The sequence below is a fragment of the Microscilla marina ATCC 23134 genome (genome assembly GCF_000169175.1).
Lineage (GTDB): Bacteria > Bacteroidota > Bacteroidia > Cytophagales > Microscillaceae > Microscilla > Microscilla marina.
On record NZ_AAWS01000006.1, the window covers coordinates 40,962 to 62,537 of the forward strand.

Below are 21,576 nucleotides of genomic sequence, written 5' to 3' on the forward strand. Positions count from 1 at the left end.
TTTACAAACGACAGGCTACTTGCTTGTCGTTTGTTGCTTAAGCAAATATGATTATTTATTGCTTTAGGTTTGTTATATTTGCAAACTTGGATAAATCATTCGTTCATAGCCCCAACGAGGTTCTAGGGACTAGTGCATTAGGTACTAAGTTACTCACATATTATTTGGCGACTTATTTAATCCCTAATGCACTAGGTGCAAGGTTCTAGATACACCCTGTTCCATAGGCAACTAATGACCATAAGTAACAGTAAGGACTTAAGACACTATCAAACACTCTACAAAATAGGCTGAAGTCCTCTATTTAGATATTTTTAAAATAAGTGTTGAAATTTAAAAGCTGACATAGCATATCCTCTGATTTGTAGTATAAGTAGAGTGATTTTGTACTGATAAAAGAACACTCAAAGCCCCACAGGACAGGCATACACCTGACTGTGGGATGTTCCCAAAATTTTGCGCCAAAATGAATTATAAGGAAGTTGTAGACAATAATCCCCTTCTTGAGACTGTGGCTAAGGTAGCCCAGCAAACCGGGCTTGAAACTTATGTGGTAGGTGGCTTTGTACGCGATTTGATACTTAAGCGCCCCTCGAAAGACATAGATATTGTATGTGTAGGCAGTGGTATAGAACTGGCAAAGGCGGTAGCTGAAGAGCTACCTGATAAACCACAAGTAAATTATTTTAAGAATTTTGGTACGGCTCAAATCAAGGCTCAAGACTGGGAACTGGAGTTTGTAGGAGCTCGGAAAGAGTCTTATCAACGCAATTCGCGCAAGCCAATTGTGGAAAATGGCACCCTCGAAGATGACCAAAACCGCCGAGATTTCACCATCAATGCTTTGGCCATTAGCCTACAGGCAAATAATTATGGTGAAGTGATAGACCCCTTTGGGGGAATAAAGCATCTGGAGCAGCGGGTAATTAAAACTCCGCTTGACCCAGACATTACTTTTTCTGATGATCCATTGCGAATGATGCGTGCCATGCGCTTTGCTACTCAGCTAAAGTTTGACATAGAACCCAATACGTTTGAGTCTATTCAAAAAAACAAAGAGCGTATCAAGATTGTATCGCAAGAGCGCATTACGGTAGAGCTCAATAAAATTGTAGCAGCCTCGGTGCCCTCTTATGGGTTTAAATTGTTGTTTTATGCTGAGTTGCTACACTTGATCTTTCCTGAAATGGTAGATCTGCATGGGGTCGATGTAGTAGAGGGCAAAGCACACAAAGACAATTTTTTCCATACACTACAGGTACTTGACAATGTGGCCAAGGTATCGGACGACTTGTGGCTACGTTGGTCAGCCATTATGCATGACATTGCCAAACCTGTTACCAAACGCTTTGACAAACGGGCGGGATGGACTTTTCACGGGCATGAAGACAAAGGAGCTAAAATGGTTCCGCATATTTTTCGTAGGCTTAAGTTGCCCATGAACGACCGCATGCGTTTTGTGCAAAAATTAGTACGCTTGCACCTGCGCCCCATTCCATTGTTCCGCGACCACATCACCGATTCAGCCATTCGCCGCTTATTGTTTGATGCTGGCGATGATATAGACGCGCTGATGATGCTTTGCCGGGCAGATATTACGTCTAAAAACCACGAGAAAGTAAAGCGTTTTCTCAAAAACTTTGATGTGGTAGAACGCAAGCTCAAAGAAATAGAAGAAAAAGACCGAATGCGCAACTTTCAACCGGTGATTACGGGTGAGGTAATTATGGAAGCGTTTGACCTGAAACCCAGCCGTGAGGTAGGACTGATAAAAACGGCAGTAAGAGAAGCGGTACTGGACGGTGAAATTCGTAATGAAATAGAAGAAGCTTTTGCTTTTATGGTAAAAAAAGGCAAAGAATATGGGCTTACCCCAGTAAAAACCATCAAAGAGTTGTCTTAGCCCTAAGGCAACTCTTTTTTCAAATTAGAATAACCTAGTGCATCAGGCACTAAGTCACTCACATATTACTTGGCGACTTTTGCCCCCTGACTTCCTCGTAAAAAAGTTAGATAGCTAAGGTTCCGATATGCATCGGAATTCAAAAAGCGAACTATCCGCCATTTTCACGACTCGTCAGAAAACAAAACCGAGCTTTTCGCGAGCTCAACGTAGTTAATTCATCCAAATTAATAAGCAACTTATTTAATCCCTAATGCACTAGCACAGACTTGTAATTGAATAAACGACTTAAGCGCACTTGCTGCTTATAGTGAGTAAGTAGCTTGTTGCTATTTATACCGCACAGGGTTATGCGCCCATCCTCCCCACGCCGACTCATCCCAAATATATTTTGCTTTCATTGCTTGAGCTTTTTCATACATAACCGCTGCTTTTTGGTCATGGCTATTGCCACGCATCAGCAGTGCCAAAGCGTAGCTTTCGTACAAAGCAATAGAATGAGGCAAATACTCAAATAGTTTTTGGTAGCAAATCTCTATGACCTCTCTGGGCAAACAATAGGTAATATCTATCTCAAGGGCTGCCAATAGGTCTATTGGGTCTTGAGATAGTAAGGTTTCTTTGATCAGCTCAGGTAAATAGGCAGCTCGTTGGGGGCGTTGGATGTATTGGCGAACAAAGCTTTCGAACCGATGACTGGTACGAAAAACCAAGGCTTGTGGGTGATGTTCTAGTGACTCTTTATCTGGTATATCAGCTGTTTGCCCTGTCAAGTATTGGGCTTTCCTTTTTTCGAGGTTCCACCACCACGAGACGTGGGCTTGCTGCCCTTCAGCATAAGTTCTGATAATGGGTGAAGTAAGCAAACCGTGACAATAATCACTAGGGGTAGTGGTTTCGTCTAACAGTGTTTTGAGGCGTTGTTGGAGTTGCCAACTATAGGTAAAGTCAATATTGGCTCTGATAATTTCGCTTACCCTGAGTACTTGGTCTAAGTTGGTTTTGATACGTAAATGCATATCATATTGGCTATAAGCTTTTGCGTAGTTGGTTTGGTGCTGGTTGTCCCACAGGCGCAAGGCATACACTGCTTGGGTAGCTGCATTACGATAATTGTAATATTGAGGCTCGATGTATTGATTGATATAGGTTTGCAAAGTAGGAATCAAGCTTTCGTCGTTGTATAAAAACAAAGCAGATAGCCAAGCAGGTGAAAAAAAGATATGATCGTTGGCGGTCAAAATAGCCTCTTTGACTTGGGGCAAAAACTGGCGCTTTTTTAATAAACCTGCCACCCAACATGCTGTTAGTAAAGCTTCGCGTTGGTAGGGTGCCCAAAGGTTTGTAGTTACATCTTGCTTACTAAATTTAAACAACGCCTCTATGTGTTCGTCGGGAATGGCAGCAAGTACGTAGCGGGTTCGCAGGATGAAATAGTCCCAATGTTGGTCGTAATGACTAAATACTTTGAGCCCAAATAAATGCCTTCGGAAGAATACAGAAAGATATGCATTAATCAAATCAGGAGGATAATATCGCAAGTTATCGCTGTTAGGGAGAAACATATTTTTACGCTAAAATTTAAACTTATTTTCTTTCCAATCGAGGCTTGAAGCCTCCATTTCTTTGCTGTAAATTGTAGCAAAAAAAACAGACCTAATTTATTAAAAATATGGCAATAACATTTAAAAAAGGGGGCTCTTTATTTGACGAAGATGTAGTGGCTATAGTAAACCCAGTAAACACTGTGGGTGTGATGGGCAAAGGGCTGGCACTAGAGTTTAAAAAACGCTTTCCGACAAACTACGATTTATATCGGGCTGCTTGTAAAAACGACGAGGTACATACAGGACAAATGTTTGTAACCCATACGGACAACACTCCTGGCATCATTGTTAACTTTCCGACCAAACAACATTGGCGGGGAAAATCAAAATTAGCTTACGTGAGTGAGGGGCTAGATGATTTGGCAAAAGTGATAGCCGCCGAAAAGATGGCTTCTATTGCTTTGCCTCCTCTGGGCTGTGGGTATGGTGGCTTGGCCTGGACTGAGGTAAAGCGCTTGATTGAAGAAAAGCTGTCAGAAGTGGCCAATGATGTAGAGGTAATTGTCTTTGAACCTTAAGATACATTCAACTTTTTACGCTCTAAATATTTAATAGCTTCGTAAATCTTCCACTCTTATTTCTGGGCTTACAATCACCCCTGATTGTGCGGCAAAAAATAATTATCCAGATATTAACACTTGAGTTTTTAGTGGCTTTTATCGAATTTTGCCTTGTAATTTTTCTCCAAAGTTATACTATGCCCTTAAGGTGAGTTGTCATAAACTTTGAGCCTTAAGGGTTTTTTATTATAGTAAAAGCATAATAGTTATCGTGTGAAAACACAATTAAAACAATATTTTAATTATACTATAATTAACACTAATTTTATAATAAAATTATTTTAAATATTTATATGAATACAGTAGAACAGATTATAGAAAAGATCAAGCAGATACGAAAAGAAAGAAAAATTAAACAAGAGGCTTTGGCGAAAGCTATAGGAGTAACTACTGGGCAATACTCGCACTATGAAACCCTCAAAACAGAAATCTCTTTGAGTAATTTTTTAAAAATACTTGCTTACTTTGAAATGTCAGTGAAAGACTTTTTTATGCTTGACTCCGCTACCATTTCCAAAGAAAACCTGGACGAGGTAATCCAAAGGCTAGAGTCCTTGCGAGATGGTAACGAATAGATTTTAATGACATTTTTATATTTCAAGGATAACCTGTTTGATCATTCGTCGCTTGCCACTATTCCCTACCCCCTTCCTCATCCAACACTTTCAGAAAAGTAGCAGGTTCGGGGCGTACCCGATAGTTGTCGATCGGGTCGGCTTCTTTGATTTGGGGCAAAAACTGGCGTTTTTTAATAACCCCGCCACCCAACATGCAGTAAACAATGCTTCGCGTATGTGATGCACTCAAGGGCTTGTGTTACTTTGCTTGCTAAATTTAAACAAAGCTTCTATGTGTTCGTCGGAAATAACAGAAGGCAGGAAACGGGTTTGAAGGACAAAGTCTTTCCATTCATAAGTTGAAATGTAAACTAAACTAAACAAAAAATGGCTCCTAATAAAAAAGTAAGGAGCATAGAATAAATCTACACTCCTTACTTTTTGTTTACTGTCAATTGATATTAGACAAAAATACTTTCTGATACTTCTTGCTTTTCAACTCTAAGCGCGATTGGTATGGCCAGTTTAATCCCATTTGCATCAAGTTGTCGCAACACCTCCATATTCACCTGGCTTGTGCCCAGGCTAACTTTATCATATTCTGACCCTACAGTTAGTTTATCCTCTGGCTTCCAAACTGCTATAGCAAACCAATAGTCAATATCGTGCGAATACTCTCCCAGCTTGTAAGTTGTCCAGGTTTTCTTCTCTGTTACATCGAATTTTTCAGGAATTTCTCTTAATAATTTCATTGCTATCTCAATCTGTTCGTGGGTAGTATCAAACCGCAAACGAATGATATTATTAACAAAATAACGTGGTCAGGAGTCTTTATTTTTTATAGTGCTATTGATAAACACCCTGTTAGAAATGACATTTTTTTCGCCATAAAAATTGTTAATCACAGAACTTCGTAAACCTATTTTATGTACCCAGCCATCTATGCCTGCCACTACTACTCTTTCTCCTACTTTAAAAGGTTTGGTAATAAGTAATGTAAGCCCTCCTAACAAATCGGCAAGAATATCTTTTAGCGCAAATGCCAAAGCAAAACCACCAATGCCTAAACCAGCAAGAATGGCTCCTGCATTAAAGCCTAATGTTTCGATAGAAAGTGTGATTGCAAATAGCCAAATCACTACAATAGTTAAAGCCTTTAGGAAGTAAACCATAGGCAAAAAATCTGCTTTTTTCAACCATTCCAGCTCATCTACTTTTTCTTCTCCCTCTCGTTTTCGTTTTTTAAAGAATCGGGAAAGAAGAACAATTGTCCTTGATTTTTTTTGTGTGAGCAATGCCTCTGTATACTTGCCCTCTTTGGCTTTTGTAGTGGTTGAGATAACACGAGCTACCATAGATTTGACTATTTTTATTAGGAACCAGGCGATCAAAACGATAAAAGACAGTTTGATAATCATGTACAATAAAACTTTGTACCTTAATCGGTTTCTTGTGGATCTCAATGCCCCAATTTTTCCCTTCAAAAAAATCAGCCTAGCCAAACTCGTTTGAGGTCTTTCTTCTTTATCCATCTTATCCAGCTCAGATTTGGGGTGACCAATAAGCTCAGCGATGCTCTTTTTAAGTACCACATTTTTGGCTTCCAATGCGCTAATAATGTCGGCATAAATATCTATTTCTTTCTCTATACCTCCAGGTGTTTGCCTTTCCTTAAAAAGAGTGATCCATTTTTTCGTCGCTGCAATTTGCACATGGTAATCAAACAATAAATCAGTGCTAATGCTAATGATAGAGTCCTGGCTACTTTGAGCAACTGGAGCTAACAAAGGAATATTTCGTCCTGTTTTTACCTGAAAAGCATTGATTAATTCATTGGCTTTTTCAGGTACCAGCCTTATTTTAATTTTTATCCATTCTTCTTCATAAGCAAGCTCAAGTTGTTCTAAATGTTTATTAAGAAATGTAAGTAAGACAGGAATAGAATCTTTTTCTGCGTATTCAAGCTTTGTTAATTTTTCTAATTTGTATATTTGGGTTTGCAGTATCCTTTGTTGTTGTTCTAACTGAATAAGTTCTACATAATTTGATGTGAGTATTTTAGAGTAGTTTTGAGTTTCAGAAGAGTTAATAAACCCAAGAAAAAATTCTTCAATGCCATTATCCGAATTCAGACGGTTAACTGCCAATTGTTCACTTACTTCTAAGGCAGTACCTTTCAGGGCTACTTTTTTATTGTCAAATTCCTGTTGTAATTCCTCTAATTGTTTATGAATGCTTCCTCGTTCACCAGTATTTTTTTGCATCTTGATAAACTGAGCCTGTAATTCGTTTTTCTCTTCTGTCTGACTCAGCCTCTTTAGCTCCCGCTGAATGCTTAGTTCCACCCCAAACAACTCATGGGTAAGCGATTCGAAATTGCTTATTCGTTCATATTTCAATGCTTCATTTACTTTAGCAGGTACTTCTTTGCGTTTTATTTTAGCCTGACTATACAGCTTTTTTATTTGTCCTGCATAAAGATTTTGTTGCAATAAAATATCGGTTATTTTTTCCCGCTTTACAAGTAACTGCCTGAGATACATCTGTAAAGAGTCCAATGATGTTTTCAGAGAATCTTTCAGACTTTTGCGTTTTTGAATAGTTTCTACATTTTGTGCCAGTAAGTTTTGATACTTTTCTCCTGCAATGTTTTTAAACAAACTTTTGCTTTTTGCCTTTTCTGCTTCGGGCTTCACCAACAAGCTATCCACTTTTTGTTCTTTTTTAGTAAATATCTGGACTTGTTTTCTTTGAGCTCGTTTGTGTATAAGAGCATATAGTTGAGAACGAATGCCATATTTATCCTCCTGTGACTCTCTTTTAATAATTCTGAACAAAGGTCCTTTCAATATGTTCAATTCTCTTTTTATAGTTTTGGCAGTATCTTCTGCTCCTTTATATCTTTTGTAATAACTTTCTAGTCTCCGTTGTCTCATTGCCAAGCTATCTGTCAGTGTAGTAAAAGTATTGAGTAGCTTTTTTTTGCCAATGTTTTCAAGCTTTGCTTTCCATTTTTCTACTTTCATTAATGACTTGGCTGTTCTCTCAAGGCTATTTTTTTTGCTGGCAATCTCATCATAGTTCGCCATTAGCTTTTTTATTTCTTTAGCATTCAGTTCAATTTGTTTTTTTGCATTCTCGCTCAAAATTATTACTTCTGCATTTTGCTTAGTCAGGCTTTCTTCTTCTGCAATAATGGCTTTATACCAGTTTGCTGACAGCATTGATTCAGGTTTTACTTCTCCTTTCTCTTCAAGGTTCTTAATGAGTTTTGCAATAAAAATCATCTTTGACAGATGCTCGCCAATTACTGCAGCTTCAGCAGTAAAAACTTCCTTACTAGCAATAAGCGCCTTCAACTGACTTTGCAATTCATTGGTGTTTTTTATTTGAACAGAGTCATACTTCAGCAAACTATTCAATGCCTGTATTGTCTTTTTTGTATCTTTCGACTCTTCTATACGCTTTGTTTTGGGAGGTTTTTTCAGCTCTATTTTTTTGTACCTTACTTCTGCCTCTTTTCCCAAGGCCATTACTTTATTGTAGGCTACCAGGTAAGAACTCTTTATCCAATTTTTTTCTTCAGATAGTTCGGCAAAAGTTCTCAATAGTTTTTTAGGAGTCATTGCGGCATACTTGTTCTGTAATGCTACATTTTTTTGCTCGTTTGCCTGTTTTTCTTTGGCAGTAAACAGTTGTAACGCTACCTGTGCTATAGCTTTTTTATTTTCTGCAATATCGCTCCCAAGGCTTATAATCTCTTTTTTTACTACTTTATTGATTCCTTCAAATCGTTTTTCGATTCCAGATAGCTTTTGTTGCTTTGCCTTAATATTTTCTTGCGACAATGATGCGGGCAATTTGGATGCTATTAGTGTACCATCATTTATTCGTAATTTTACCTCTAATAAATAAGGGGTTAGCAATATAAGATCATTCTTAAACCTATTGCTCGAAAACAGCACCTCATCTACTTGAGTAAGCAGGGTTTCTAAAGCTGTTTGTTTGCGTTCCAACAACAGTGCTTTTTGCTTGTAAGCATTTAAAAGGCGAGCAATATGTTTGGCTTTAAGCACCGAAATTTCAAGGGGAGTCAATTCTTTGGCAGGTTTTCGAAAGGTAGAATCAGGCAGGCGAAAATTGCTCAGTTGTCTGTCACTTTCCTGAATAATTTTCTCATCGCTATAAAATTTCCGTAGCTCTTTTCGATAACTAAACTGAGAAGTACTAAACATTTTATCTGCTTGCCTAAGCAATGCCTCATTACTCAAATTGTGTAAGTTACCAGTGGTTTGTGCCCAGGTACTATTGTAAACAAACAACAATGCTATACAAAATAGTTGATGAATAAATACTCTTTTTATTATAATTACTTGATAATTTGAAAAAAGTCTTTTCATAACTGATCAAAGGGTGAATAATTGTTTAATAATGATTAATTACATTTCAATGGTATAGTGATTTGTCAGCTTTATCTAAGCCTCATTTTTTTTCAAGTATCTTAGTTTGGGCTGCCCTTATTGTTGGTTGATATCAAGATTTTAGATAAACATGGATCAGGGTTCCTTGAGAGGTAGACGTAGGGAAGTTTTTCCGTTTAATTTCAGCATAGGGAATATTTTCAGTATTTCTGCAAAATCGGTTATATTGTGTGCCACTAGGTGGGTTACTATTGCCAATCTTTCAGATAGTGTGCATGCTCGCCCAAATAAATGCTTATACTATGATTGGCAAGGCTTGCCATTTTCTTGCAAACAGCCAGTACCTCTTTATTTTCCTGCCTACACTCAAGTTTCCCAACGAAAACCACCCAGTTGATGTAATTTTTCAGAAAAGAGAATTTATAACCTATTTCAATCTTTTAATGATGTCCATAGGTTAACCATCGTCCTGCTCTCAAAATATTTTTTGACTAGCCGCACTAACAATCAGTCCCTCTTGTAATATAAAAAAGCTTCATGCTTGACTATATCACCACTCATCAACCTTCTGTGATTATATATTTTACTTTCACAAAGAGACATTTCCTGTTCGAGCCAGCCCAATATGCGGCTTCTCCTGTAGTCATCTTTATCTGTCAACAGGTTAAATACTATGTAAGCGTTTTCATTTAAAAGGTTTACATAGCTTTTAAGGTCTTCAAGCTCTATATGATTTGCTCCTCCACTAATTGTAATACAATTAAAATCATACTTTGTAAGGTTTTTATTTTTTATTACATTTTTTACAATAAAAGTATCATCATAAATTTCAGGGTAATCACGATTAAGTGCATCGATGGCTTCTGGCAGGATATCGACTCCTACCAAAGATTTAATATCCACATTGCTGTTTTCTTTTAATGCTTTGCCCATTAAACCTGAACCACAGGCAAGATCAAGTACATTAAGTTCTTTATGAGTTTTCGCAGCATACTTTAGCAGCAAACAAGACAATTCTTCATACGCTTTATAATCAAGTAAATCGCAATATAATCTACTATACAATTTTGGGTATGAATAAATACTGGCATAATCCCAGGTTTTAAACACTTTTTCTGCGCCATTGGCAAAATCTACTTTAAAGGTTTCGCTTCCTTGGCTTGTGCCTTGTAAGGGAGTAATTTTAATAATTGATTCAGTCATTTTTTGAAGTTATTTGCATGAAAGTACCATCATTTACAGTCAGTAAAATCATTTAAACCCAGCCTCATAAAATATTTTATAGAACCCTTAAAGGTTTCAAATATCTGTTTTTAAACAGGGCATATTCTATGTAATGAAAAATACATCAACTGGTCATTTTATTACATCAGCAAGTAAATTACTTTAATTTACTAAAAAAACCAGTATAAAAACACATATTGAATTAAAATCACGTAATTATACCTATTAAAACACAAAAAAATACTGAGCGTATTTGGGATTTATGAAGAAGACAGAGGAAATGCTTTATTAGGAGGAAAAAAAGGAGGTTTCACACCATCAGGAACGATGTTCAACACCCTCTTCCTCATCCAACACTTTCAGAAAAGTAGCAGGTTCGGGGCGCACCCGATAGTTATCGGTCAGGTCGGCAAAAATGATCTTTCCTTCAGAATTGGTTATAATCACGGTGGGTAAAACTGTGTTGGAATCGTAACCCAATATTTCAAAGCCTTTAGGAATGCCGTTTTCTGAGATAATTTCTAATTGGCGAGCTGCCCGGCTTTTTACATCTACCAGAAAGTGAAAAGGAACTTTCATTTTTTCTGCCAATTGGCGTGAATACCCGTGAGGTTGGGGGCTTACCAAGGCTACCTTTACCCCTCTTTGGTTGAGTTCTTTGTATTGTTGGGCTACTTCTTTGATTTGTGCCATACACAATGGGCACCAATTGCCCCGATAAAATAGCCATAGAGTGGGGTGTCCGTCAAACTCTTTGCTTTGTACTTGTTCGCCTGCCTCGTTTTCTAACACAAAACTAGGCAATGGTTTGCCCACCGCAAGCAACTCTTTATTGCGTAAGGTAAAACGTGAATACCAATAAATATAAATGAGCCAACCCAAAGTGTTGCTTACTGCAAATACTATGGCTGCATAAACTGGGGGAGTTTGGGTGGTGTAAGCCGTTACTATCGCCCACCCAGTGCTTACCAACATCAAGGCTGTGTATTTGGGCATAGCAGCTTTGGTACGGGCAAAAGGACGAAAAATGAATAACCCCGCAAACATAAGGGCTATAGCCCACCCGCCCAAGGCTACCCCCAACCAAGGCAAACTAAAATCTAACAAAAGCTGACGAACAGCATAAATACCTATGACCATTCCATAAACAGGAAAAGCAGTAATAAATATCGATTTGGCTACATTTACCATGACTTGATGAATGTGTTTTATATTTTACAACTTACAAAGCATTCTCGGTTTATTGTGAAGCCTGCATTTAAATTTTTAAGTTTACAACCGCTTTTTTTTACAAAAAAGTTCTGTCATACAATAACGAGTTTGTTTAAAGTCAACCAAAAAGACATGCTTTAAAACCCAAAGCTGTTCGCTAAACAAACTCCAAGACTTTGAAAATACTTAATATGAAGAAATTAGTTTTTACTTTGTTATTTCTGGGCACTTATGCCTTACTTTCTGCTCAACCTTCTGCCTATAAAGCCCAGCCGTTTGCAGATGATGTTCCATTGACTACTCCGTCTATGCTGGATGCTGACTACATAGCCCGTGTAATGGCAGCACTACCGCTGCCTGAAGCTGCTCCCGAAAACATAAAGCAGTTGTCCAAAGTTGCCTCGGTTCAAAATCATTATAAGGAGTTTACTATTGCCTGGCAAAAATTAGAGAGTAAAAAACTGTCACGCTTACGCAAATGGCGGGACAGTGAAATTACTGACTTGCATAAAAAGCAAACCAATTTGTTCTACCCTTTTGCTGGTCCCGATTTTCTGAATGCTTACCTGCTTTTTCCTACCTGCGACAATTATTTGTTGTTTGGACTAGAGAAAATGGGCACATTGCCTACAATGGCGCAGCTGAGGGGTAATTATTTGTTTCGCTTACGCAAATCGTTGTCTATTTTGATGAAGCGCAATTACTTCATTACCCGCGACATGATCAACAACCTTAATAGCAATGTAAAAGGAGTGTTGCCTTTGATCGCAGTATTTATGGCGCGCACCGACAATAAGATATTGAGTATTCAGAAGGTGTATGTACAAAAAAACGGCAAACCTAAATTTGTGGCTTTTAACGACAATAAGTGGCATCCAGGGATCAAAGGGGTAACAATTGAGTTTAAAAATAAGAACCGTGATTTGCCTCAACGCATGTATTACTTTGGGACCAACTTTGTAAATACCGCCATGTATACCAAAAAAAACCTGGTTAATTTTATTACTAACTTTAAAAACAAGATGACTTTTACCAAGTCGGCTTCTTACTTGTTGCACGGTCACAACTTTAGTATTATTCGTAATATTATCCTCAATCAGACATCGGCTTCGGTACAAGACGATACTGGAGTGCCCTACCGCTATTTTAAAAACAGTTGGAGTGTAAAACTATACGGTAAGTATGCCCGCCCGGTGCGTGACTTTAACTATGGGTTTCAGACTGACTTAAACAGGCTATTTAAGACAGATAAAACCGTTAAGCCCATTGACTTTACTTTTGGTTATCATTGGTGGACAGATAAATCAAGTATTTTGGTTTTCAGGAAAAAATAGCTATTCCAGAGGGCAGTGATTCAGGCAAAAACACTGTCCTTTTTGGGTCATTTGGCGGGTTCGGTTTACTTTCTTTTGCTTTATATTCAAAACCACTCTTCAGAGCGTTTACTTTCAGACAAATAAGCTCACCTTCAGTTGCACAAATCAATAAAAGGAATATATTTGTAAATGAGATGGTTATAACTAAAAAATGAACTATTGATATGGTTGAAGATAACCCTACAAACCCCGATTCAGGAGACAAAAAACCTACCCACGATCCGTTTGATATGCTCAAAGGAGACACTCCTACCGGCAGCACTCCACCTCCAGAAAAAGAAGAAAATAAAGAGGAAGACAACACAGGAAACAAACAAGAAACTTCTTCCACAACGGGTAGCGACCCGTTTGATATGGTAGAAAAACACCCTACCTCCGGAACAACACCCTCTACCCCTACTGTCAATACTGGTGGCGACCCGTTTGATATGGTAGAAAAGCAACCTACTTCTGGTACCACTCCCCCCATTACCAATACTGCTGACCCGCTCAACACAGCAGGGCAATCTACGGGTTCTACATCTCAGCCTGACTTGCCTAAACCATCAGAAGACCCTTTAACTGGGCAATCGGGTACTGCGGGTTCTGCGTCTCAACCTAATTTGCCACAAACTCCCCTGACGGGGCAGTCAGGTACAACTACTGGTTCTACCTCTCAACCTGATTTGTCTTCTACACCACAAAACCTGTCTACTCCTCCCCCTCCTAATACATCAATACCTACACCTACTGCTACCTCTGTACCCAACCCGCAGCCCATACCCAATATTGCTACGCCACCACCCAATGCCCACAAAGCAGCAGAGCGGGAAGCGTATCAGTCTAAAATAGATATGAATGCAGTATTGGCTGCTGCCAATAAGGTAAACCAAATGCCTAAACTACAGGCCACTTCTATGGAAAAATTAGATGAAGCACTATTTACCAAACGGCATAGAACCAAAGTAGGCCCTGAAGAAAAAGAGGAGGTAGAACAAAAGCTTCAGTATTTGGTAAATAAGATTAAAAAAGACTTGGCTTTTTATAACAATAAAGAGAAAAAGTCGGGTAAATGGACATTGATATTCAGTGTATTGTCTTCTTTATTGGCGGCTTCTGTAACCGTATTACTAGGTTTGAATATTACAGACTTTATGCGTAAACATAATTTTGACTGGTATATCAATACTATAGCCTTGATTATTAGTGCATTTATTTCGGTAATTGGAGTTTTGCAAAACTTTACAGACTCCAAACCTTTATGGGTTAAATATACCGATACCTCCAACAAGTATCAACAGTTGCTAGACAATATTGAGTATATGCAACTGGCAGGTAATTATATCACACTAGATGATGTAAATCAGATAAAACTTGCCTATAACCGAATAAAAGATGGTACAAACAACTATATCATTCAGGTAAGAAGCCAAGATGATGGTACTGGAAACTCGTCACTTCTCAGGTCGTAACTCCTCTTATGGTGATTACAAAAAGGCTGTCTCATCATAGATTTTAGGAAAATGTTATTCTAAATACTATTCATACCTGCCAGGTTTTTGAAGCCTGGCAGGTATGAAATTTCTTAAAAACCGTTTTTACTTTACTTTTGCCAATGTTGCTGTATAATCTCCAGCATTTGTGAATGTACTTCTCCACTGGCTACAATTTCTCCCTTGAACACACTATCGTCCCCTCCACTAAAGTTGGTCACGGTTCCGCCTGCTTCTTGTACAAGACAAGCACCAGCGGCTACATCCCAAGGCTTTAGATTGTACTCAAAAAAACCTTCAAAACGCCCACAAGCTACATACGCCAGGTCTACTGCTGCTGACCCCATACGACGCAAGCCATGGGTATTTTGCATAAACCCATTGAGTATCTCCAGGTAATTGCGCATTTGGTCAAAGTTATAATAAGGAAAACCTGTAGCAAGCAAGCTATCGCTTAGGTCTTGGGTGCTTGATACCCTAATTTTGGCATTGTCCATATAGGCTCCTCCATCTTTCCAGGCATAAAAACACTCATTTCGGTTTATTTCATAGACTACCCCTGTTATCACTTCGGTGTTTTGCATAAGTGCTATACTGATAGCAAAAATTGGCAATCCGTGCAAAAAGTTAGTGGTACCATCCAACGGATCTACTACCCAATGGTATTCTTTACCCGACAATTGGTGGTTGGCTGAGTCCTCTTCAGATACAAACCCAGCTTCGGGTAGTACCTTGGTCAATGCTTTGATAAGCATTTCTTCTGATCGTTTGTCTACATAAGACACCAAGTCGTTTTTACCTTTGTACTCAATCATTGAGCGGTCAAAGTTTCTCAGTTCAGTTCTTATAAAATATCCTACATCTTTGGTGATTTGAATCACTTGCTCAACCAATGGTTGTAAGTCTATTGTACTACTCATGTTTTAAATGTTTATTTTTTTAAGTGAAGCTTCCAGTAGTTCCTTTAGTAATTTTCTTTACCAACATGGTGAGTATTAAACCTATTGCCATAAATGCTGACAAACGTCCTAAATAATCGCCATGACGGGCATACATAGTTATTTTGGTATGAGACTTTATACCTTGCTTAAGCACTGCTTTTTTACCATAATCAGTTTGAGCTATTGCCTCTCCAAATTGATTGATTACTCCTGAGGTACCAGTATTGGCACAAAATACCACATCACGGCGTGTCTCAATGGCACGCAAACGGGTGTAGGCAAAATGTCGGTGATGCCCATCAGTGTCTCCCCACCAGCCATCATTGGTGATCACAGCCAGTGCATTGGCTCCGTTGTGAATGTAACGACGGGTAAAGTCTCCATGAATAGATTCAAAACAAATCAAAGGAGCTATTTTCATCTTTTTTTCACCTTTGTCTTTAGCAAGTAAAGTAAACACTTCGCGGGCTGGTTGGGTACCATACGAGCCACTGGTACCACCAAAGTCTATCAACCAATCACCCAATATACCCAATACTTGAGGATAAGGTAAAGTTTCTACCCCAGGCACTAACTTGGATTTATGATAGAACCCGGCAGAAGGCGGATGCTCTTGTAAGAAAACAGCCGTGTTGAACACCTCATAGTACCTTCCTGTTTTGGGGTGTACACGGGCACTAGTAGTAGGTTTTACTCTGCCATAAAATCGCGAAGTAGTGGCTCCAGTGATCATTGCTAGATGGGGGTATTTTTTCAGGAAAGTTTGGGCTTGCCTAAATACTGCATACTGGCTAAGGGAAGCTTCATTGTATTGTTCATCGAAAGCGGTTTCGGGCAATAATAACAAACGGGTATTGGCACTTAAGTAAGGTTGGGCCTGCGCTAAAAAACGCTGCATTTGTTGGGGGTAAGGAGTAAAATTGGAGCCTTCGGCAAATTTTTGGGTATAAGGATCTACATTGGGTTGTACAATGACTACCTCAGTTGTGAGGCTGTTTTGTGGAGAATAACCAGCTTTGAGCGCGATGGATGCAATGGCTGGCACTCCCACCAACAAGGCAAGGTATATAGTATAAGTAATACGGTTATGTTTCAGTTGGCTACTGATGAGTAAGTATGTTAAAATGTTTGCCACAAGCACCCACAAAGAACCACCCAAAACACCCGTATATTCATACCATTGAATGAGGTAAGGGGCAGTGGCAAATGCATTGCCCAGGGTAAGCCAAGACCACGAAAGTTGCCAGTGCAGGTGCAAGTACTCAAAACTCAACCAATACAGCGTCAAGGTCAAATAACCATAGTTATTGCCCAATATTTTTCGGGTAATACGATAAGCCAACAGAGGTAGGGTCATGAGCAGGGCATTCAAAACAATGGCAACTATTGCCCCCACCACACTTGCCTTTGCCAACCACCAGGTAACGGCAATGTTCCACCCTAATGTAACTCCCAGACAACACAACCAAAAGATGAGGTTTCCTCGTTTTTGGTTCTCAATATGTGCCTCAACCATTAAAACCGGGGCAAACCCCACGCATAAAAACAATGGGTGTAGTTGCCACCCTAACCACAGGCTTATGATACTTGCCAGTACTAAACTGATACAATATTTGAATGAAATTTTTGGAGTTTCGCGCATGTTTTATTTGCATTAAAGTAACTTAAGTAGGGCATTTATTACCATACAGATACTCATCTGCAAAGGTACACGTTTTCAAAAGGTTTGGGTAAAAAAGTGGGGTAAAGTTAGATAAGGTCAAATGCCTGAGCAAAGCGAATCAAATCCACAAAGCGCCTAATTTCTAACTTACGCTTCAGGTTTTTGCGGTGTTGCTCGACAGTAGCCTTAGAGATAAACAACTGTTCACCTATTTCGGTATTTTGATAACCTAAAGCCAATAAGGGAACTATTTCTAGCTCGCGTGGGGTCAAGCTGGCAAATTTATGATAGTTCATTTTCATGTAATTTGTTTCTTCCAATGCCCTTACCATTTTATTGGTAACCTTGCCCACTTTTGCCAAAGGGATAGTAATACCAGCCAAACACGGTTGTTTATTATAAATACGTGAGGTAGTATACAATGGCTCAAGGCCTTTCACTGGGTCAATTGCCGCCCTTTGTACAAATCCGACGGCTTTACGTTTATGCTTGAGCAATACGTCTTTGATAAGTATGATCGACTTATTATAATCATCAGGATTCACATAACGCTTAAACAGGTCAGTAGGGGCATTTTGTACATCTTGCAAAGTAAGCTCAAAGCGCTCTAGGTGTTGCTTACTCAAAAACTTAGGAGCAAAAGTATGGATGTCATTCAAGTGCAGTAAAGCCCCTTGAATCAACTCACAGGCTTCCTCAAACGAATACCCGTTTTTAGTAATTCTTTGTTCTATCAAAAAGGTTTGACGTTCAAGAGCAACTAGTATTTCTTTTTCAGTAATAATTTGCTTCATTTTTCTAAATCAAATCAAACGCCTGAGCAAAGCGAATCAAATCCACAAAGCGCCTAATTTCTAACTTACGCTTCAGGTTTTTGCGGTGTTGCTCTACGGTAGCCTTAGAAATAAACAGCTGTTCGCCTATCTCATTATTTTGGTAGCCCAAAGCCAATAAAGTAATGATTTCTTTTTCGCGAGGGGTGAGTGAAGCAAATTTGTGGTAGTTGTAACGCACATATAGAGTTTCCTCGATTGCACGAAGCATTTTATTTGTTATAACATCGATTGTTTTCAATGAAACGTGAACTCCCAATAACTCTTGCTTGCTTTTCAATAAACTATTAGTTGTAAAAGTTCCTGGCTGAGATATATGAGGTCGGAAACGTTGAATAAAGCTCACTTTTTGACCTTTGGCTCCACGCAATATCTGCGTATTAACTAAATATGCCGCTCGTTCAAAGTCACCTGGGTTCAAATACTTTTGCACATAATTCGCAGGATTTTGTAATAAATCATTGAGGTTCACACTAATGAAATCGTAAAAATCCTCATAAATATACCTTGGTAAAAGAGTGTGGACATCACTTAGGCTTACCATTGAACCTTTAGGTAAGTTTTGATTCAAGTCTTGCACCTTTATGATTTCCCTGTTCAATTTCTGCTCAATCAAAAACGTCTGGCGCTCTAAAGCTGCTATTATTTCTTTTTCAGTAACAATCTTTTTCATGTTAAATCAAATCAAATGCCTGAGCAAAGCGAATCAAATCCACAAAGCGCCTGACTTCCAGCTTACGCTTCAGGTTTTTGCGATACTGTTCTACGGTAGCCTTAGAAATAAACAGCTGTTCGCCTATCTCATTATTTTGGTAGCCCAAAGCCAATAAAGTAATGATTTCTTTTTCGCGGGGTGTCAAAGCAGCAAATTTGTAGTAGTTATTGCGCATGTACAGTGTTTCTTCTAATATACGCAGCATTTTATTAGTTACTTGCCCGACCTTTTCTAATGAGATAAGCACACTAACCAAGGATTTTTTATAACTTTGACCATTTATCAATGTATAAAGCGGCAAATAATTCCCTGAGCCTACAGGTTTTACACGTTGAATATAACCAATACTTTTTCCCTTTAAAACAAAATCTTGTACTAGCCTAACTCCTTTTTCAAAATCACCTGGGTAGACTCCATTTTTGATAAATAAAGTAGGGTCATTCGCTACAGTTTCTGTGGAGACATTCAGCTTTTTTTCAAAGTTTTTACCAAGATACTCAAGTGTAAACTCCTTATAACTATACAGGTTTACAGCATAATTATCTTCCTTGGTTAAAGTATTTGCCTCCTCAATAGTCATTTGTTGTGCTTTCAGCTTTTGCTCTATTAAAAAAGCCTGACGTTCTAGAGTTGCTATTATTTCTTTTTCAGTAACAATCTTTTTCATGTTAAATCAAATCAAATGCCTGAGCAAAACGGATTAAATCCACAAAGCGCCTGACTTCCAGCTTGCGCTTCAGGTTTTTGCGGTGTTGCTCTACGGTAGCTTTAGAAATAAACAGTTGCTCACCAATCTCATTGTTTTGGTAGCCCAATACCAGTAAAGTAATGATTTCTTTTTCGCGATTGGTAAGAGTAGCAAATTTGCGGTAATGATGGCGTACATATAGCGTTTCTTCTAACAAACGGGTCATTTTATTAGTAGCAACACCAAACTCTTCTACAGGAAGTACTAAGTTACACAATTTACCTGTCAAAACATTTTGCTTGGCTACAGTAAACATCCCACTATAATCACTATCTTTCTTATACAACTTTGTGCGTTGTATATAGCTTATGGGTAAGTCTTTTGATTTTGTTGATAAATGTTTCTTTAGTAAAACTACTGATTTTTCAAAGTCTCCTGGAAACAAGCATTCTTGTATAACAGACATTGGTTTTTCAAAGAATATATTGTGCGGAATGTTTAACATATCTAACGATTTGTGCCCTATGTACGAAGGCAGCATAGTTTTCAAATCTAACAAGTTAATAACAATTCGCCCTGGTAAACTATCGTTCAATGCTTCTATGCTTACCCCGTCTTTATTCATTCTTTGCTGAATCAAAAAAGCCTGACGCTCTAACGCTTCTAATATTTCTTTTTCTGTAAAAACTTTTGCCATTTTAAATCAAATCAAATGCTTGGGCAAAACGAATTAAGTCTACAAATCGCTTTATTTCCAGCTTACGCTTTAGGTTTTTACGATGTTGCTCTACAGTAGCTTTAGAAATAAACAGTTGTTCGCCTATTTCACTGTTTTGGTAGCCCAATGCCAGTAAAGTAATGATTTCTTTTTCGCGAGCGGTAAGTGAGGCAAATTTGTGGTAATGATGACGTACATACAACGTTTCTTCCAACAAACGGGTCATTTTATTGGTTACTTGCCCTAGGTTTTTGACCCTAATCAGTATATTAGATAATTCTTTTTTATGGCGGTTTTGTTTAGTAACAGTAAACATGCCTTCATACACATCGCCACCATATAACTTTAACCTTTGAATAAAACTTACTGGTGCAAAACGATTCTCACCTGAAAAGTGACTGGACACAATAGAAGCATTTTTTTCAAAATCCCCTGGATACACAAGCTTTTGGATATACTCAGAAGGGTTTTTGAAATATAACTCTCTAGGAGCATCAAGCATTTTTAAGGATTGGTCGCTCAAATAAACGGGTACAAAATCTTCTGAACTATTCAAGGTTACCATGACCCCCTTTGGCACACTTTCATTTAAATCTACAATGCTCATAGCATCCAGGTTCAATTTCTGCTCAATCAGAAAAGCCTGGCGCTCTAATGCCTCTAATATTTCTTTCTCACTAACAATGCGCTTCATGTTATGTTGTTAACTTGATTGATAAAGGTTGTGTTTTCAGTGTCTTTTCAGCTTTTCCTCTTTTGCCCTTCTCTATAATTTACAATTTTAACAATAAACGCCAAAATTAGTAAAACCATCAAATATACCCTCAAGTGTATAGTAATGCTTCTTTTTAATAAAAAAAAATATTTAAACTTCAGAGTATTACCTGCTTGAAAAAACACCATAAGTTGCCTAACTTTTACTATTCACTCAAGCCCAACTTACAACCTAAATGAATGCTCAATATTTAAAAAACGATCCAGAGTTTGCCCACAAACTCACCCAATTGCTTGATAGCTATGACGATGTCAACATCAGGCTTGCCTACCAACTGATGCAAGGAGGTGGAGTGCCCAACTCATTGGCTAAACGTATTTCTGATAATATTCAAGGTAAAATTTTATGCCTGGAGTATAGGCTTACTTCTCTTTTGACACACTTACAAATACTTCAGATACACGATACTCACTTGCAAGAGTTACCCTCAGCTATTGGCGATTTACAAGCACTGGTTATACTGGAGCTCATCAACAATCAACTTGTTTGTTTGCCACCCGAAATACAATACCTGCAACAACTGACCGACTTGCAACTAGTAGCCAATCGCCTCATTGGCTTGCCAGAAGAAATAAAAGCACTTAAAAAGCTTGAAAAGCTGAACATATACGGTAATCAACTTAAGGTATTTCCAGAAGCATTACTTCATTTACCCAAACTTGAATCGTTGAACTTGGGAGCCAATCAACTACAGGCTTTACCCACTCAAATGCCTCAGATGCGTGCTTTACGAAAATTGGATATTGGCACCAACCCTATGCAAAATATAGTAGCAGTGCTCACTCAAATGCCTTGGTTAGAAATATTATCGTTGAGCGGGCTCAAGCTGTCAGACCGGGAATGGCAACAATTAAAAGTAAAATTGCCCTATACACAAATCATTCGTTAGACTTGAGGTATAAAGAGTGTAA

Annotated in this window: 19 protein-coding genes; 6 read left to right on the forward strand and 13 right to left on the reverse strand. The window is 38.4% G+C overall.

The genetic code is table 11. The annotated features are described in order from the left end of the window. The first annotated feature begins 466 nt into the window (after positions 1-466). Positions 467-1,903, forward strand: coding sequence for a CCA tRNA nucleotidyltransferase (locus M23134_RS06335; RefSeq protein WP_002694682.1), 1,437 nt, complete (start codon positions 467-469; stop codon positions 1,901-1,903). A 329-nt stretch (positions 1,904-2,232) separates the two neighbouring features. Here the strand turns inward: M23134_RS06335 and M23134_RS06340 are convergent, their stop codons facing one another. Further along, positions 2,233-3,468 carry a hypothetical protein gene (locus tag M23134_RS06340; protein ID WP_002694683.1) on the reverse strand — a complete coding sequence of 412 codons (1,236 nt, stop codon included), beginning with the start codon at positions 3,466-3,468 and terminating at the stop codon, positions 2,233-2,235. 107 nt (positions 3,469-3,575) lie between these two features. Here M23134_RS06340 and M23134_RS06345 point away from each other — a divergent pair, with 107 nt between their 5' ends. Together M23134_RS06345 and M23134_RS06350 are read left to right on the forward strand one after the other, a co-directional pair. Next, positions 3,576-4,028: a macro domain-containing protein gene (locus M23134_RS06345; protein WP_002694684.1), complete on the forward strand. Its 453-nt coding sequence runs from the start codon at positions 3,576-3,578 to the stop codon at positions 4,026-4,028. A gap of 335 nt (positions 4,029-4,363) precedes the next feature. Next, positions 4,364-4,645, forward strand: coding sequence for a helix-turn-helix domain-containing protein (locus M23134_RS06350; protein ID WP_002694685.1), 282 nt, complete (start codon positions 4,364-4,366; stop codon positions 4,643-4,645). Between the two features lie 58 nt (positions 4,646-4,703). On the opposite strand, the gene M23134_RS40975 is transcribed toward M23134_RS06350, so the two are convergent. The 5 genes from M23134_RS40975 to M23134_RS06375 form a co-directional block, all read right to left on the reverse strand. Further along, complete coding sequence (locus tag M23134_RS40975; protein WP_157558368.1) at positions 4,704-4,877, reverse strand: hypothetical protein; 174 nt, start codon at positions 4,875-4,877, stop codon at positions 4,704-4,706. A 211-nt stretch (positions 4,878-5,088) separates the two neighbouring features. Next, positions 5,089-5,379 (reverse strand): hypothetical protein, encoded by a 291-nt coding sequence (locus M23134_RS06355; RefSeq protein ID WP_157558369.1) that lies wholly within the window; start codon positions 5,377-5,379, stop codon positions 5,089-5,091. A 69-nt stretch (positions 5,380-5,448) separates the two neighbouring features. Continuing rightward, the gene (locus M23134_RS06360; RefSeq protein WP_002694689.1) at positions 5,449-9,027 is read right to left on the reverse strand and encodes a mechanosensitive ion channel domain-containing protein; all 3,579 of its coding nucleotides are present in this window, start codon (positions 9,025-9,027) and stop codon (positions 5,449-5,451) included. A gap of 528 nt (positions 9,028-9,555) precedes the next feature. Then, a complete protein-coding gene (locus M23134_RS06370) occupies positions 9,556-10,251 on the reverse strand; it encodes a methyltransferase domain-containing protein (protein WP_002694691.1) in 696 nt (231 codons plus the stop codon). A gap of 339 nt (positions 10,252-10,590) precedes the next feature. Next, positions 10,591-11,463, reverse strand: coding sequence for a peroxiredoxin family protein (locus M23134_RS06375; RefSeq protein WP_002694692.1), 873 nt, complete (start codon positions 11,461-11,463; stop codon positions 10,591-10,593). Positions 11,464-11,675: 212 nt separating this feature from the next. Between M23134_RS06375 and M23134_RS06380 the strand changes: the two genes are divergently transcribed. After that, on the forward strand, positions 11,676-12,818 hold the full coding sequence (locus tag M23134_RS06380) for a hypothetical protein (protein ID WP_002694693.1): 1,143 nt from the start codon (positions 11,676-11,678) through the stop codon (positions 12,816-12,818). Between the two features lie 206 nt (positions 12,819-13,024). Further along, entirely contained in the window at positions 13,025-14,311 is a 1,287-nt protein-coding gene (locus M23134_RS06385) for an SLATT domain-containing protein (protein WP_002694694.1), read from the forward strand. A 131-nt stretch (positions 14,312-14,442) separates the two neighbouring features. Here the strand turns inward: M23134_RS06385 and M23134_RS06390 are convergent, their stop codons facing one another. The 7 genes from M23134_RS06390 to M23134_RS37645 form a co-directional block, all read right to left on the reverse strand. Then, positions 14,443-15,252, reverse strand: coding sequence for an inositol monophosphatase family protein (locus tag M23134_RS06390; protein ID WP_002694695.1), 810 nt, complete (start codon positions 15,250-15,252; stop codon positions 14,443-14,445). A gap of 19 nt (positions 15,253-15,271) precedes the next feature. Beyond that, positions 15,272-16,915: an apolipoprotein N-acyltransferase gene (lnt, locus tag M23134_RS06395; RefSeq protein ID WP_002694696.1), complete on the reverse strand. Its 1,644-nt coding sequence runs from the start codon at positions 16,913-16,915 to the stop codon at positions 15,272-15,274. Positions 16,916-17,022: 107 nt separating this feature from the next. Further along, positions 17,023-17,730, reverse strand: coding sequence for a response regulator transcription factor (locus M23134_RS37630; RefSeq protein ID WP_002694697.1), 708 nt, complete (start codon positions 17,728-17,730; stop codon positions 17,023-17,025). Positions 17,731-17,734: 4 nt separating this feature from the next. After that, complete coding sequence (locus M23134_RS06405; protein WP_002694698.1) at positions 17,735-18,442, reverse strand: response regulator transcription factor; 708 nt, start codon at positions 18,440-18,442, stop codon at positions 17,735-17,737. Between the two features lies 1 nt (position 18,443). Then, positions 18,444-19,151, reverse strand: coding sequence for a response regulator transcription factor (locus M23134_RS37635; protein ID WP_002694699.1), 708 nt, complete (start codon positions 19,149-19,151; stop codon positions 18,444-18,446). A 1-nt stretch (position 19,152) separates the two neighbouring features. Continuing rightward, complete coding sequence (locus M23134_RS37640) at positions 19,153-19,869, reverse strand: response regulator transcription factor (RefSeq protein ID WP_002694700.1); 717 nt, start codon at positions 19,867-19,869, stop codon at positions 19,153-19,155. Between the two features lies 1 nt (position 19,870). Next, entirely contained in the window at positions 19,871-20,584 is a 714-nt protein-coding gene (locus M23134_RS37645; protein WP_002694701.1) for a response regulator transcription factor, read from the reverse strand. A 256-nt stretch (positions 20,585-20,840) separates the two neighbouring features. Between M23134_RS37645 and M23134_RS06425 the strand changes: the two genes are divergently transcribed. Continuing rightward, entirely contained in the window at positions 20,841-21,554 is a 714-nt protein-coding gene (locus M23134_RS06425; protein ID WP_002694703.1) for a leucine-rich repeat domain-containing protein, read from the forward strand. Positions 21,555-21,576: the final 22 nt, after the last annotated feature.